The 13,017-nt window shown below is 72.0% G+C and carries 12 protein-coding genes; 8 read left to right on the top strand and 4 right to left on the bottom strand.

Features of this window, described 5'->3' with window-relative positions; all coding sequences use genetic code 11:
* Positions 1 to 54: 54 nt before the first annotated feature.
* The 5 genes from ACFQRI_RS04740 (at position 55) to ACFQRI_RS04720 (ending at position 7,118) form a co-directional block, all read left to right on the top strand.
* Entirely contained in the window at positions 55 to 2,310 is a 2,256-nt protein-coding gene (locus tag ACFQRI_RS04740; RefSeq protein ID WP_380664833.1) for a polyribonucleotide nucleotidyltransferase, read from the top strand.
* Between the two features lie 86 nt (positions 2,311 to 2,396).
* Entirely contained in the window at positions 2,397 to 3,749 is a 1,353-nt protein-coding gene (locus ACFQRI_RS04735; protein ID WP_380664831.1) for a M16 family metallopeptidase, read from the top strand.
* A 114-nt stretch (positions 3,750 to 3,863) separates the two neighbouring features.
* Positions 3,864 to 4,616 carry a 4-hydroxy-tetrahydrodipicolinate reductase gene (dapB, locus tag ACFQRI_RS04730; protein ID WP_380664829.1) on the top strand — a complete coding sequence of 251 codons (753 nt, stop codon included), beginning with the start codon at positions 3,864 to 3,866 and terminating at the stop codon, positions 4,614 to 4,616.
* A 22-nt stretch (positions 4,617 to 4,638) separates the two neighbouring features.
* Positions 4,639 to 5,088 carry a hypothetical protein gene (locus tag ACFQRI_RS04725; RefSeq protein WP_380664826.1) on the top strand — a complete coding sequence of 150 codons (450 nt, stop codon included), beginning with the start codon at positions 4,639 to 4,641 and terminating at the stop codon, positions 5,086 to 5,088.
* A 794-nt stretch (positions 5,089 to 5,882) separates the two neighbouring features.
* Positions 5,883 to 7,118 carry a YeeE/YedE family protein gene (locus ACFQRI_RS04720; protein WP_380664824.1) on the top strand — a complete coding sequence of 412 codons (1,236 nt, stop codon included), beginning with the start codon at positions 5,883 to 5,885 and terminating at the stop codon, positions 7,116 to 7,118.
* Positions 7,119 to 7,179: 61 nt separating this feature from the next.
* On the opposite strand, the gene ACFQRI_RS04715 is transcribed toward ACFQRI_RS04720, so the two are convergent.
* Together ACFQRI_RS04715 and ACFQRI_RS04710 are read right to left on the bottom strand one after the other, a co-directional pair.
* Positions 7,180 to 7,668 (bottom strand): VTT domain-containing protein, encoded by a 489-nt coding sequence (locus tag ACFQRI_RS04715; protein ID WP_380664822.1) that lies wholly within the window; start codon positions 7,666 to 7,668, stop codon positions 7,180 to 7,182.
* Positions 7,669 to 7,699: 31 nt separating this feature from the next.
* Entirely contained in the window at positions 7,700 to 8,263 is a 564-nt protein-coding gene (locus tag ACFQRI_RS04710) for a GNAT family N-acetyltransferase (RefSeq protein ID WP_380664820.1), read from the bottom strand.
* A gap of 229 nt (positions 8,264 to 8,492) precedes the next feature.
* Between ACFQRI_RS04710 and ACFQRI_RS04705 the strand changes: the two genes are divergently transcribed.
* Positions 8,493 to 9,716, top strand: a complete 1,224-nt coding sequence (locus ACFQRI_RS04705) for a winged helix-turn-helix domain-containing protein (protein WP_380664818.1) — start codon at positions 8,493 to 8,495, stop codon at positions 9,714 to 9,716.
* Between the two features lie 69 nt (positions 9,717 to 9,785).
* Here the strand turns inward: ACFQRI_RS04705 and ACFQRI_RS04700 are convergent, their stop codons facing one another.
* Together ACFQRI_RS04700 and ACFQRI_RS04695 are read right to left on the bottom strand one after the other, a co-directional pair.
* Positions 9,786 to 10,769 carry a DUF4097 family beta strand repeat-containing protein gene (locus ACFQRI_RS04700; RefSeq protein ID WP_380664816.1) on the bottom strand — a complete coding sequence of 328 codons (984 nt, stop codon included), beginning with the start codon at positions 10,767 to 10,769 and terminating at the stop codon, positions 9,786 to 9,788.
* A gap of 12 nt (positions 10,770 to 10,781) precedes the next feature.
* Positions 10,782 to 11,342, bottom strand: a complete 561-nt coding sequence (locus ACFQRI_RS04695; protein ID WP_380664814.1) for a toxin-antitoxin system HicB family antitoxin — start codon at positions 11,340 to 11,342, stop codon at positions 10,782 to 10,784.
* Between the two features lie 172 nt (positions 11,343 to 11,514).
* Between ACFQRI_RS04695 and thyX the strand changes: the two genes are divergently transcribed.
* Together thyX and ACFQRI_RS04685 are read left to right on the top strand one after the other, a co-directional pair.
* Positions 11,515 to 12,267 carry an FAD-dependent thymidylate synthase gene (thyX, locus tag ACFQRI_RS04690; RefSeq protein WP_380664812.1) on the top strand — a complete coding sequence of 251 codons (753 nt, stop codon included), beginning with the start codon at positions 11,515 to 11,517 and terminating at the stop codon, positions 12,265 to 12,267.
* Positions 12,268 to 12,372: 105 nt separating this feature from the next.
* Complete coding sequence (locus ACFQRI_RS04685) at positions 12,373 to 12,999, top strand: TIGR03085 family metal-binding protein (protein ID WP_380664810.1); 627 nt, start codon at positions 12,373 to 12,375, stop codon at positions 12,997 to 12,999.
* The last annotated feature ends 18 nt before the right edge of the window (positions 13,000 to 13,017 follow it).

Below are 13,017 nucleotides of genomic sequence, written 5' to 3'. Positions count from 1 at the left end.
CGGACCACGATCCGGATGCTCCTGCCGTGGGCCTCGTGACGAATGGGAGTCACCTTGACTGAAGAGATCGAAGAGGGCGTGTACGAGGCGACCGCCGTGCTGGACAACGGCGCGTTCGGCACTCGCACCGTCCGGTTCGAGACCGGCAGGCTGGCCAAGCAGGCCGCCGGTAGCGTCGTCGCCTACCTGGACGACGACACCATGCTGATGTCGGCCACCACGGCGTCGAAGCAGCCGAAGGAGCACTTCGACTTCTTCCCGCTGACCGTCGACGTCGAGGAGCGGATGTACGCCGCGGGCCGCATCCCCGGCTCGTTCTTCCGCCGCGAGGGCCGGCCCTCCACCGACGCGATCCTGACCTGCCGGCTCATCGACCGGCCGCTGCGCCCGTCGTTCGTCGACGGCCTGCGCAACGAGGTCCAGGTCGTGGTCACGGTGATGAGCCTGACCCCGGGCGACCTCTACGACGTGCTGGCGATCAACGCCGCGTCGGCCTCCACGCAGGCCTCCGGCCTGCCGTTCTCCGGCCCGATCGGCGGCACCCGGATGGCGCTGATCGACGGGCAGTGGGTCGCCTTCCCGACCCACGAGCAGCTCGAGCGCGCGGTGTTCAACATGGTCGTCGCGGGCCGCATCGTCGGTGACGACGTGGCCATCATGATGGTCGAGGCCGAGGGCACCGAGAACACCGCCCAGCTGGTCGCCCAGGGCGCCCAGGCGCCGACCGAGGAGGTCGTCGCCCAGGGGCTGGAGGCCGCCAAGCCGTTCATCCGCAACCTGTGCGTGGCCCAGCAGCAGCTGGCCCAGGCCGTGGGCAAGCCGGAGCACGACTACCCGGTGTTCCCGGCCTACGGCGAGGACGCCTTCACCGCCGTCGAGCAGGCCGGCTCCGCCGACCTGGCCGAGGCGCTGAAGATCGCCGGCAAGCAGGAGCGCGAGGACCGGCTCGACGAGATCAAGGCCGCCGTCCTGGAGAAGGTCGGCATCGGCGAGGGCGAGCAGTTCGAGGGTCGCGAGAAGGAGATCGGCGCCGCCTTCCGCTCGCTGACCAAGAAGCTGGTCCGCCAGCGGATCATCCGCGACCAGGTCCGCATCGACGGCCGCGGCCTGACCGACATCCGCGCGCTGTCGGCCGAGGTCGACGTGATCCCGCGGGCGCACGGTTCGGCGCTGTTCGAGCGCGGCGAGACTCAGATCCTGGGCGTGTCCACGCTGAACATGCTCCGCCTGGAGCAGACCATCGACTCGTTGTCCCCGGAGACGACGAAGCGCTACATGCACCACTACAACTTCCCGCCGTACTCGACCGGTGAGACCGGCCGGGTGGGCAGCCCGAAGCGGCGCGAGATCGGCCACGGAGCGCTGGCCGAGCGCGCGCTGATCCCGGTGCTGCCCTCGCGCGAGGAGTTCCCGTACGCCATCCGGCAGGTCTCCGAGGCGCTGGGCTCCAACGGCTCGACCTCGATGGGTTCGGTCTGCGCCTCGACGCTGGCGCTGTTCAACGCCGGTGTGCCGCTGAAGGCCCCGGTCGCCGGCATCGCGATGGGCCTGGTCTCCGACGAGGTCGACGGCAAGACCCACTACGTGGCGCTGACCGACATCCTGGGTGCCGAGGACGCGTTCGGCGACATGGACTTCAAGGTCGCGGGCACCAAGGAGTTCGTGACCGCCCTGCAGCTGGACACCAAGCTGGACGGCATCCCGTCCGAGGTGCTGGCCCAGGCGCTGGGCCAGGCCCGCGACGCCCGGTTCACCATCCTCGACGTGATGGCCGAGGCGATCGGCCAGCCGGACGAGATGAGCCCGCACGCCCCGCGCGTGACCTCGCTGTCCATCCCGGTCGACAAGATCGGTGAGGTCATCGGCCCGAAGGGCAAGATGATCAACACGATCACCGAGGAGACCGGCGCCGAGATCACCATCGAGGACGACGGCACCATCTACGTCGGCGCCGCCGACGGCCCGTCCGCCGAGGCAGCGATCGACAAGATCAACTCGATCGCGAACCCGCAGCTGCCGAAGGTCGGCGAGCGCTTCCTGGGCACCGTGGTCAAGACCGCGGCCTTCGGCGCGTTCGTCTCGCTGCTGCCGGGCAAGGACGGCCTGGTGCACATCTCCAAGCTGGGCAACGGCAAGCGCATCGGCAAGGTCGAGGACGTGGTCAACGTCGGCGACAAGCTGCGCGTGGAGATCGCCGACATCGACAACCGCGGCAAGATCAGCCTGGTGCTGGTCGACGACGAGGAGTCCTCGGAGGGCGACTCGGCCGACGCCGAGACCGCCGAGGCCGCCGAGACCGCCGCCCAGTGATCTGACGCGACCGCAAAACGGCCCGTCCCGGAATACCGGGGCGGGCCGTATTGTCGTTGCTACAACCACGAGACCGAAACGGGGATATGAGCAACCAGCAGAGTTCCGCTTCCGACCTGCAGCGACCGGGGACCACCCGGGTGCTCGGCCACACCGGTGACGCGCAGGTGCGGCGGACGGTGCTGCCGGGAGGGCTGCGGGTGGTGACCGAACCGGTGCCGGGCGTGCGCTCGGCGTCGGTGGGCATCTGGGTCGACGTCGGTTCGCGCGACGAGACCTCGCAGCAGGCCGGGGCCGCGCACTACCTGGAGCACCTGCTGTTCAAGGGCACGGCCAAGCGCACCGCGGTGGACATCGCGCAGCAGATCGACGCGGTCGGCGGTGAGCTCAACGCGTTCACCTCCAAGGAGCACACCTGCTACTACGCCCACGTGCTCGACGAGGACCTGCCGCTGGCCGTGGACATGCTCTGCGACGTGGTCTTCGACGCGGTCAACGCGGAGGCCGACGTCGACGTGGAGCGCAGCGTGGTGCTGGAGGAGATCGCGATGCGCGACGACGACCCCGAGGACCTGCTGCACGAGCAGTTCTCCGCGTCGGTGCTGGGCGATCACCCGCTGGGGCGTTCGGTGCTGGGCACCGAGGAGTCCATCCGCGCGATGAGCCGCTCCCGGGTGCACGGCTTCTACCAGCGCAGCTACCGGATGCCCAAGATGGTGGTCGCGGTCGCGGGCAACGTCGAGCACGACCGCGTGGTGGAGCTGCTGACCGCGGCGCTGGGGGAGCGGCTGGTCGGCGAGGAGCCGCCGGAGGCGCCGCGCCAGGGCCGCGCTCAGCTGCCCGAGCAGCAGCGGCTGGCGCTGCGCACCGACGACACCGAGCAGGCGCACCTGCTGGTCGGCTGCCGCGGGCTGGACCGCCACGACGATCGCCGGTTCGCGCTGGGGGTGCTCAACGCGGCGCTGGGCGGCGGGATGAGCTCCCGGTTGTTCCAGGAGATCCGGGAGAGCCGCGGCCTGGCCTACGCGGTGTACTCGCAGTCCACCGCCTACTCCGACGCCGGGACGTTCTCGGTGTACGCGGGCAGCGCTCCGGAGCGGCTCGGCGAGGTCGCCTCGGTGGTGCGCGACGTGCTCACCGAGGTGGCCGACAGCGGTCTGGCCGAGGAGGAGGTGGCCCGCGGGCGCGGGCAGCTGCGCGGCGGGCTGGTGCTCGGGCTGGAGGACAGCGCGGCCCGGATGAGCCGGATCGGCAAGACCGAGCTCAACTACGGGCGGCACTACACCGTGGAGGAGACCCTGGCGCGCATCGAGTCGGTCACCGCCTCGGACGTGGCCGTCCTGGCCAAGGACCTGCTCACCCGGCCGATGACCACGACGGTCGTCGGGCCGTACGAGTCGGTCGCCGATCTCCCGGAGGGGACCTGCCCCGCGGTTTGACGACGGGGCGCAGCACCCGCGCCATGGCGTCGGTCACCGGCGCGGGGTGGCTCGGCGGTCCTGGCCGCGCGGGTGCCTAGACTTCGGGGGACCTGGCGTTTCGGTGTTGAAGGGGTGCGTGCGGTGATCAAGGTTGGTGTGCTGGGAGCCCGTGGCCGGATGGGGTCCGAGGCGGTTCGCGCCGTCGGCGAGGCGCCCGACGCCGAGCTCGTCGCCGAGATCAACCGCGAGGACTCGCTGTCCGCGCTGGTCGACGCGGGCGCGCAGGTCGCGGTCGACCTGACCCACCCGGACTCGGTGCTGGGCAACATCGAGTTCTGCGTGGCCAACGGCATCCACGTGGTGGTCGGCACCAGCGGTCTCGGCCCCGACGAACTGGACACCGTCCGCTCCCGGCTGGCCGCCGAGCCCGAGGTCGGCGTGATCGTGGCACCGAACTTCGCCATCGGTGCGGTGCTGTCCATGCGCTTCGCCGAGCTGGCCGCGAAGCACTTCGAGTCCGCCGAGATCGTGGAGCTGCACCACCCGAAGAAGGCCGACGCGCCCTCGGGCACCGCCGCGCGCACCGCGCAGGTCATCGGCAAGGCGCGCGAGCAGGCGCAGCTGGACCCGATGCCCGACGCCACCACCAAGGAGCTCGACGGCGCGCGGGGCGCCGAGGTCGACGGCGTGCGGGTGCACTCGGTGCGCATGGCCGGTCTGGTGGCCCACCAGGAGGTGCTCTTCGGCACCGAGGGCGAGAGCTTCACCATCCGGCACGACTCCTACGACCGCCGCTCGTTCATGCCGGGCGTGCTGCTGTGCGTCCGCGAGATCGGTGGCAGGCCGGGCCTGACCGTGGGGCTCGACGCGCTGCTGGGGATCTGAGTTGGCCGCGGGGCAGCGCAGGATGGCCACGCCGCGGACCACCGCGTTCGTGGTGGCCCTGGTGCTGCTGGTCTACCTGGTGCTGATGGGCGGCCGCGCGGTGACCATGATCGTCACCGGGCAGCCGGTGTTCGTGGTGCTGGGCCTGGCGATCCTGGTCTTCCCGGTGCTCGGCGCGGTGCTGGTGGTCGACCAGCTGCGCTTCGGCGCCGCCACCGAGCGCCTCGCGCGGCGGCTCGACGACGAGGGCGCGCTGCCGGACGTCTCGCACCTGCCCCGACGCCCTTCCGGGCGCGTGCAGCGCGAGGCCGCCGACGAGTGGTTCGACGCCAAGCAGGCCGAGGTCGAGGCCGAACCGGGCGACTGGCGCCGCTGGTTCGCCCTCGCCCAGGCCTACGACCTCGCCGGCGACCGCAACCGCGGGCGCAAGGCGATGCGCAAGGCCATCGACATGGAGCGCGCCGAGGGCTGAGCCGCGTTCACCGGACCGCTGCGGCCGCTGGCGTCGTGCTCGTGGATCCGCTGCAGGGTGCTGGAGATGCCGGGGAGCGCCCGGTCGCGCGCTTCGGCGTCGGGTCCGTCGGGCAGGTGCGGGATCTCGGTGGCAACCCACGAGCTGCGCTGGACCGCGCGGCAGGGCCGCGTAGCGGGGGAGCGCTCGCTCGGGGGCGCAGCGGTCGAGCAGCGTCGCCGGGGTGATCGCGTCCTCGATGGTCTGATTCGCGCCCTGACCGTGGTGCGGCAGCATCGCGTGCGCGGCATCGCAGAGCAGCACGATCCGGTCGCGGTGCCAGCGTTGAGGGGTTCCCGGCCGACCAGCGCCCACCGGCGGTGCGGGGTGCTGCCCGCTACCGGCTCGCGCACGCCCGCGTGCCAGTCCTCGAACGGCGCGCGGAGCCGTTCCGGGGAGGTGGCGCAGCGCTGCGGCGAGGGTGAGCCCGTCGATGCCGGCGCCGTTGATCGCTACCGATGTCGACCTCGTCATCTTCTCTCCCGGACGCCGCCACCGCCCCAGCGCCGGAGGTCGAGCGAGCTCCGGCTCGTGGTGAACGCCACTGCCCGACCCGCGCGAGCGGCAGTTCCGGAATACGGCAGGGGCGCCGGGATGTTCCTCCGGAGATCCTTCTTCGCCCGCAGGCCACCGGCAACGGGCGCGGACCCGGGCCGGTGATCTCGACGACGAGGTCGCCACCCGCATCCCGTGGTCGACGTCGCGGGAATCGCCGCGGCCGTCTCCGGCCTTCCTGTTCACAAGTAGGAGTAGTCATGTCTGTCGTGGACACCTCTCGGCCGGCGCCGCCGGTGCGCACGGCGCCACCGGCGCAGCGCGGCACGGTCGCGCTGGGCGTCGTCGTCGCAGCGGTGCTCGCCCTGGCCGTGGTCGACGCCGCGGGGTGGAAGCTCGCCCTGCTGTTCGGGGTCGGAATCGCGCTGGGACTGGCCCTGTTCCACTCGCGGTTCGGGTTCACCTCGGCGTGGCGCCAGCTGGTCACCGTCGGCCAGGGGCGGGCGCTGCGCGCGCACATGCTGATGCTCGCCGTCGCGGTCGTGCTGTTCGCCGTGGTCCTGGGCGCCGGGACGTCGTTGTCCGGCGCGCCGGAAGGGCTGGTCGAGCCCGCCGGTCTCGGCGTGGTGCTGGGCGCGTTCCTGTTCGGGGTGGGCATGCAGGTCGGCGGCTCGTGCGCCTCCGGCACGCTGTTCGCGGTCGGCAGCGGGCAGACCGCGATCCTGCTCACCCTCGGCGGGTTCATCGCCGGATCGGTGATCAGCGCGTTCATCTCCCCGTGGATCGCACTGCTGCAGAACACCGGCCCGGCGGTCTCGTTCGCCGACACCCCGCTGGGCTACCCGGGCGCGGTGGTGATCTCGCTGGTCATCATCGGGGCGGTCGTGGCGATCTCGCGGTTCGTCGAGCGTCGCCGCACGCCTCCGCCGGTGGACCAGCCGCCGACGGCGAGCGGGCTGAGCCGGGTCCTGCGCGGGTCCTGGCCGCTCTGGGCCGGTGCGCTGGTGCTGGCCGGTCTCAACGCGCTGACGCTGTTCATCTCGGGCGGCCCGTGGGGCATCACCTCCGCGTTCGGCCTGTGGGGCGCGAAGCTGCTCGACCTCGTCGGCGTCGACATCTCCGGCGCGCCGTTCTGGCAGGACCCTGAGAACGCCGCGAAGCTGTCGGCTTCGGTGTTCGCGGACAAGACCTCGGTGATGAACTTCGGGATCATGATCGGCGCGCTCATCGCGGCCGCGCTGGCGGGCGGGTTCCGCCTGCACCGCAGGGTTCCCTGGCGGCTCGCCGCCGGCGCCGTGATCGGCGGTGTGCTGATGGGCATCGGTGCCCGGTTCGCGGGCGGCTGCAACATCGGCGCGTACTTCTCGGGGATCGCCTCGTTCAGCCTGCACGGCTGGTTGTGGGGCCTGGTGGCCATCGCCGGCACCTACGCGGGTGTCGCGCTGCGGCCGCTGTTCGGGCTGGGCAACCCGAAGCCCTCGGACTCCGTCTGCTGAGCCTCCGGACCGACTTCGGCCCCCTCGCGAATGCCCGCGAGGGGGCCGAACTGCCTGCGCGTCAGATCCAGGTGGCCACGACGCCGGGCGCGATGGCCAGGGCGCCGAAGCGGACGAAGCGGCCGATGAAGCCGGTCAGCAGGAACGTGGTCACCGGCACCTTCGCCCAGCCCGCGATGATCGCCACCGCGGCGAACGGGGGCAGGCTGGCCAGCGCGCTGATCAGCATGACCGCGCCGGTCCACACCGGACGCCGCCGGCAGTTCGCGCGGAAGGCCTCCAGCCACTCGCGCACTCGGCCCTTGCGCTCGGTCTTGTTCTTGCGCTGCATGAACTTGGGCAGCCTGATCGCGCCGCGCGCGGCGTAGTAGTGCAGCAGCTTGCCGCCGATCTGCCCGGTGGCGATGACGACGGCCAGCACCCACCAGGGGATGTGCGGGGCTTTGAGCACCAGGCCGACGGCGAACAGCTCGACGCTGATCAACGGCATCAGCGCGGAGGCGACCGAGACGCCGAAGGTGGTCGACAGCAATCCGATAACGGTCAGCACCGGCTTCTCCCAAGGCCCCGGGGCGGTGTGGTCAGTCGTGCTCGAACTCGAATTCCAGCGAACCCGTCAGGCGCACCTCCCGCAGCGGGCGCCCGCCCGCGTCCAGCGTGCGCACCGTGCCGTCCGGGTTCCAGCCGGCGGCGCGGTAGAACGACAACGTTGCCGAGTCTGCCTCGGGCACCCAGCTGATGCCACGGGTGGCGCCCGTTTCGGCGAGTCGTCGTCCCACCGTGGCCAGCAGTCTGCCGCCGTGCCCGCGCCGACCCCAGCGGGGCTCCACCAGCAGCGCGCTGACCAGCACGGTCGTCGACGCGTCGGCGGGCAGCGAGCCGTCGGCCGCGGCGACCTCGCCGTCCGGCGCGGGGCCCGCGGCGCAGAAGCCCACCGTCCAGCGCCCCTCCTCGGCGACCAGCACGGTCGCCGGGCCGTCGCTGATGGTCTCCCGCCACTCCCGCTCGGCCACCGAGCTGTCCAGCCCGGCGAGCACCGCGGGAGGGAGCACCTCCTCGTACGCGGACTGCCAGGTCGTGACCTGGATCCGAGCGATTTCCGCAGCGTCCCCAAGCCCCGCCGTGCGGACACCGGCTTCAGCCATGCCCGACAACCTAACGTGCCGGTTCGATCACGGGGGTGGCGCCCCATGCGGAAAAATTCGGCCATTCCAGGCGAATCGGTTCTGCTGCGGGGTGAGATGGGAGGTTCGCGCGAAATCCGGGGCAGGAGAACGGTCGGCCAATTCTCGCCGACCTCCAGGTGCGGGGCCCTCCGGCGCGCGATGGCGGGCCGGACCGTTCGTGTCGGTGCCGCTTGGCAGGATGTGCCGCATGCAGAGCATGGGGCTGGGGACCGCTCGTCGTCACGCGCTCGCGGCGCAGGGGTTCGCCGATCCGGCGCCGCGCGGTGACGTCACGCGACGGCACGTGCAGCGGGCGCTCGGACGCACGAAGCTGCTGCAGCTCGACTCGGTCAACGTGGCGGTGCGGGCGCACTACATGCCGGTGTTCAGCAGGCTCGGCGCCTACTCGGCGGAGCTGCTGGACGCGGCGGCCTGGCAGCACTCGTCCCGGCGGCCCCGGTTGCTCGTGGAGTACTGGGCGCACGAGGCCTCCTTGATCCCGGTGGAGGACTGGCCGCTGCTGCGCTGGCGCATGCAGCAGCGAGATCTGGGCTGGCGGACCCGGTCGGCCGAGCTGTTCGACCGCTGCCCGCAGCTGGTCGACGACGTGCTGGCCGCGGTCAAGGAGCTCGGCCCGATCGGGGCGGGGCCGCTGGAGCGCGAGCTCGGCGGCGGGCAGCGGAAGGGGCGCGGCACCTGGTGGAACCGCTCGGACACCAAGCGCGTCTGCGAGTACCTGTTCGCGGCCGGTGAGCTCACCACCGGAACCCGCCGCGGTTTCGAACGGCTCTACGACCTGCCGGAACGCGTGCTGCCCGCGCACCTCCTGGACAACGAGCCCACCGAGGACGAGGCGGTGCGCACCCTGGTTCGGCGTTCGGCCGAGGCGCACGGCGTGGCCACCGAGCCCGACCTGCGCGACTACTACCGGCTCTCGCCCGCTCAGTCCCGGCAGGCGGTGGCCGAGCTGGTCGACGAGGGCGTGCTCGAACCGGTGGCCGTGGAGGGCTGGCAGCACACCGCCTATCGGCACACCACGTCCCGCGCGCCCCGCAAGATCACCGGGCGGGCTCTGCTGTGCCCGTTCGACCCGCTGATCTGGGAGCGCAGCCGCACCGAGAGGCTCTTCGACTTCCGCTACCGCATCGAGATCTACGTCCCGGAGTCCAAGCGGCAGTACGGCTACTACGTCTTCCCCTTCCTGCTCGACGGTGAGCTGGTGGCCCGGGTCGATCTCAAGGCCGACCGCTCGGCCGGTGTGCTGCGCGTTCCGGGTGCCTTCCTCGAACCCGGCCGCGTCGCGGGTCGCGTCGCGGCCGAGCTGGCCGCCTCGTTGCGCGAGATGGCCGACTGGCTCGGCCTCGACGACGTCGTGGCGGGTTCCCGCGGTGATCTCGCGCCGCAGCTGGGCGCTGAGCTCCGCGCGCTCTGAGGAGCGCCTCCTCGGCGGAAAATCGCGCGCGCGTGCGGTGCGCGGACAACCCCGCCGGGGCGGCGGCCCTCAGGTCGCCGTGGTGAGGACCGCGCTGCCGGTTCCCGTTCGGCCGAAGACGCGCAGGCCCGGTTCCTGCTCCGGGGGTTGCGCGGTGACGTCCAGGTCGCTGCGGGCGTTGCCGGTGCTGGAGGTCAGATCGACCTCCGCCGTAGTCCCCCGGTGGATCGACACCTGGAGCTCACCGGAGCCGGTGATCAGCTCCAGCTGGCCTTCGGTGGCGTCGGCGACGGTCAGATCACCGCTGCCGGAACGGACCATGACGTCGCCGGAGACCACGCCGAGCCAGACGTTGCCGGACCCGGTCGCCACCGAGGACGCCGCCTCGATCGCGCTGACCTCGATGTCGCCGTTGCCGGTGCGCGCGTGCAGGCCCCCGCGCATGGACCCCAGCCGCAACTGCCCGGCGCCCGAGCGCACGCTGGCCCGATCGGTGGCCTCGGCGATGGTCACGGTCCCCGAACCGGACTGCGCGCTGACCCGGCCGGCGGTGCCGGTGATCTCGGCTTCGCCGGAACCGGAGTGGACGGTGACCTCGGAGCCCTTCGGGGCCTGCACCTTGACCGCGAGCGGAACGCTGCGCAGCGGGGCCTGCGAGGGGGTGCGCACCACCAGCCGTCCGCCGGACAGGTCGACCCGGGTCCGCCGGACCGCCGCCGTGCCGGGGTCCGCGGACTCGGGAGCGAGGTCCGGGCCGGAGCTCCCGGCGCGCCCGGGCTCGCCGAACTGCTCGGTCACCCAGCTCAGCAGGTTGGTCAGCCCGTCCCGCCAGTCCGGTCCCGCCGCGTTCGGATCGTGCCTGACCTCGACGTGGGTCACCGCGGTATCGGTCAGCTCGATCGAGATCGGGCCGACGGTGTTGGACACGTCGATCCGCAGCGGGGCGTCGGTGTCGAAGTCCTGGCTGCGAACCAGCTCGGAGAGCTGCTCCTCGGCGCTCGATCGCTCCTCACCGGGCTCCCGGTCGTAGCGGGCGCGTTCGTCGTCGCTCATCGTCGGCCCCTCTCAGCCCTGCACCCAGCCGTGAATGCGCGAGCCGTGCTCGCCGCCCCAGTTGCCGCCCGGAGGTGGCCCCCACGGCCCGCCGCGGCCACGTCCGCCGCGGCGGTCCCACGGCCGCGGGCGTCCGCCCCCGTGCAGCGCGCCCTGCACCGCCTGCGCCACGAAGGTGTTCAGCGATACGCCCTGGCTGGCGGCGGCCTGCTCGGCCTGGCCCTTGATCTCGTCGAGCAGCCGCAAGGTGATCCGGCTGATGTCGCCGGTGTCGCCGCTGGGCGGGGGTGGCGGCGGTGGTTCCGCCTCCTCCTCGGCGCTCGGCGCGCGGTGGCCGCCGCTGACCACCACGCGGACGTCGCGCCCGTCCAGCCTGATGTCGACGACCTGCCCGTCGAGCTGCGTGGTGACCTCGGCGGCCAGGTCCGACAGCGCGTTCATCACCGCCAGCCGCACGGCCGGCTCGATCGCGCCGGAGAGCACGGTCGCGGCCTGGCGCGTCTGCTCGTCGCCCGCGGAGGCGGCGGAGTGCAGGTCCTGGCGGAGTTGGTCGATGTAGGGGTTCAGATCCATGACATCAATGTGCCACCACCGATGATGTCGCGCAACGACCCGATGGTGTCAACTGGCGTCAGGGGATCTTGTCGGAGGCGGCGGTTAGGCTTTTGGCAGCAATACGGGGAGTCATCTGAGGCGGCCGCGCGCGTCGGTCGTCCTCTCACCAGCAGGAAGGGGTTCGCCCGACGTGACCGAGATCGTGCGGCCGAAAGTGCAGCTGATCGGCAAGACCGAGTTCTTCCCGCCGGAGGACGTGGACTGGTCGACCGACGCCGACGGCGGACAGGCGCTGGCCGAGTTCGCCGGTCGCGCCTGCTACCAGTCCTGGCACAAGCCCAACCCGAAGACCGCCACCAACGCCGGCTACCTGCAGCACATCCTGGAGGTCGGCCACCTGTCGGTGCTGGAGCACGGCACGGTGTCGTTCTACCTGACCGGCATGTCCCGGTCGCTGACCCACGAGCTGATCCGCCACCGGCACTTCTCCTACTCGCAGCTGTCCCAGCGCTACGTCCCGGAGCGGGACGCCGCGATGGTCGAGCCCGACGTCATCGCCGAGGACCCGGAGCTGCACGAGAAGTTCGTCAAGGCGGCCGAGGCCAGCGCGGAGGCCTACTCCGAGCTGCTGGCCGCGCTCGAGGACAAGTTCGCCGACGAGCCGAAGGCGACGCTGCGCCGCAAGCAGGCCCGGCAGGCGGCCCGCTCGGTGCTGCCCAACGCCACCGAGACCCGCATCGTGGTGTCCGGCAACTACCGCGCGTGGCGGCACTTCATCGCGATGCGCGCCTCCGAGCACGCCGACGTGGAGATCCGCAACCTGGCCGTGGAGTGCCTGAAGCAGCTGCAGAAGGCGGTCCCGAACGTCTTCAGCGACTTCGAGATCACCACGCTCAAGGACGGCACCGAGGTCGCCTCCAGCCCCTACGTCACCGAGGGCTGAGCCGCGAAGGCGCGAGGGGCGGCCCGCTGCCGCCCCTCGCCGCGCCCGGTAACGAACCGGGCAACCGGCGCACGGCCGGGGACGCGGGTGGCTACAGTGGGGCGCATGGGTGTCGCCAGCGATGAGCGCCAGTTGTTGTGCCAGCTGCTCGACCAGGTCGGCCCGGACGCGCCGACGCTGTGCGAGGGCTGGCGGACGCGCGACCTCGCGGTGCACCTGGTGGTGCGCGAGCGCCGCCCGGACGCGCTGGCCGGCCGGCTGATCAAGGCGCTGGCCGAGCGCGGCGAGCAGGCCGAGCAGGAGCTGCGCGAGCTGCCCTGGAACGAGCTCGTCGACCGGGTCCGGCAGGGCCCGCCCAAGTGGAACCCGATGAGCATCGGCGGGGTGGACGAGGCGGTCAACGCCGCGGAGTTCTTCGTCCACCACGAGGACGTCCGCCGCGCCGCCCCCGGCTGGTCGCAGCGTCCCGCCGACGAGGAGCGCGACGAGGCGCTGTGGAAGTCCCTCGCGCGCGTCGCCAAGATGTTCTACGGGCGCAGCCCGGTGGGCGTGGTCTTCCGCCGCACCGACGGCACCGAGATCGCCGCCAAGCGCGGACCGCGCACCGTGCGGGTGCTGGGCGAGCCGAGCGAGCTGGTCCTCTACGCCTACGGCCGCAAGGAGGCGAATGTGACCTTCGACGGCAACGAGGCCGACATCCTCGCGATGCAGGACCTGCGCCGCTCGTTCTGAATCGCGTTCGTCGAAAAC

Source organism: Saccharopolyspora griseoalba (assembly GCF_042665275.1).
Lineage (GTDB): Bacteria > Actinomycetota > Actinomycetes > Mycobacteriales > Pseudonocardiaceae > Saccharopolyspora > Saccharopolyspora griseoalba.
The sequence above is the reverse complement of the archived record's forward strand: the minus strand, read 5'-3'. Positions and strand labels throughout refer to the sequence as shown.